Annotated in this window: 2 protein-coding genes and 1 pseudogene; all 3 read left to right on the forward strand. The window is 35.6% G+C overall.

Annotation, left to right across the window (positions count from 1 at the left end; all coding sequences use genetic code 11):
- Positions 1-68: 68 nt before the first annotated feature.
- Positions 69-416 (forward strand): hypothetical protein, encoded by a 348-nt coding sequence (locus tag IQ228_RS26135; protein ID WP_027402149.1) that lies wholly within the window; start codon positions 69-71, stop codon positions 414-416.
- A 292-nt stretch (positions 417-708) separates the two neighbouring features.
- Positions 709-909 (forward strand): annotated as a pseudogene (locus tag IQ228_RS26140) (ISKra4 family transposase); the annotation flags it as partial.
- A 21-nt stretch (positions 910-930) separates the two neighbouring features.
- A partial coding sequence (locus IQ228_RS26145) for a hypothetical protein (protein WP_193965028.1) occupies positions 931-1,233 on the forward strand: 303 nt, incomplete at its 3' end.

Here is a 1,233-nt window from a genome sequence, read left to right on the forward strand (position 1 = left end):
TTATAAATATAATAGAGAGCATATTCCGGTAATATAGATAATTACGAATTATTGTTAATAAGTAGCTTATGTCTTCTGTACCTCTAACACTGAATCTAGTAGAAGGTTCTGTTTCCGTCAGTTTTTCACCCCAAGCAGCACAAGAATTAAAAGCAGCAATAGATGAATTAATGAAAAGCCTCAAAGCTGTTGCTAGTAAAACTCCAGGAACAGGTAAAGTCAGTCCCCAACCCTCGTTAGAGTATCGTTACACTGGGGATGTATTCATAGAACTATTCTGCAATCCTAATATCTGGCCTACTCCCTTTGCAGCTAAAGTTTTGTTAACAATTCGCAATCTAGGGATTCGGTTAACGACAGAAGCGGAACTTACCCGTGTGATTGAGGATCTTAATCAGTATTTAGAGCAATTTTAAATTAACGTCTAAACTATGATTTTTGTGATTTTGATGATTTTTATGATGAATCCCTCATCTTCATCAAAATAATCCTAAAAATCATACTTCAGACATTTTTCTCGTTTTCTCGTTCCCATACTCTGTATGGGAATGAATTCTAGAAGGCTCTGCCTTCAATAATAGCAGAGGCAGAGCCTCTGAATAGCATTCCCAGTCAGAGACTGGGAACGAGATAATGAGATAAACATAGAAATGGCCTTAGCGGAGTTTAAAGGGTCTCAAAATAAGGCCGTGGTGAATTTCCACCAATTATGTCCAAAAGCATCGCCAGAGAATACCAGACTACGGTTTGTATCAAGATTTAGGAATTTGCATTGGTTCAGGGAGCGTGGAGTCGAAGATTAAGCAGATTGGAGCCAGGATAAAAATAACAGGAGCGCAATGGAAGGCAGAAAATGTTTCCCAGATTTTGAACTTGCGTTGTGCTTATCTCAATCAGGCTATTGCTTGAGTATTTATACTTATTACATTATTGGGATGCTCCCAAACATTTTTTGATGAATATAAAAAGCATTATGATGGTTTTTGTAAATATATGGTTTCCCAACCTGGTATTTCTAAAACTGTCTTTAATGGTGATGAAAAAGCTATTCGTGATTTTAGTAAAAAATTATTAGGAAGGATTGTCTTTTTATATTTTATCCAGAAAAAAGGCTGGTTAGGTGTGCCAGAAAATGAAAGTTGGGGAAATGGTGATCATAAGTTTTTAACTAATCAGTTTCAGAATTTTACCCATAAAGAAAATTTTTATCCAGAATTTTTATCTGTGCTATTT

This window comes from Dolichospermum sp. LEGE 00246 (assembly GCF_015207865.1).
GTDB lineage: Bacteria > Cyanobacteriota > Cyanobacteriia > Cyanobacteriales > Nostocaceae > Dolichospermum > Dolichospermum heterosporum.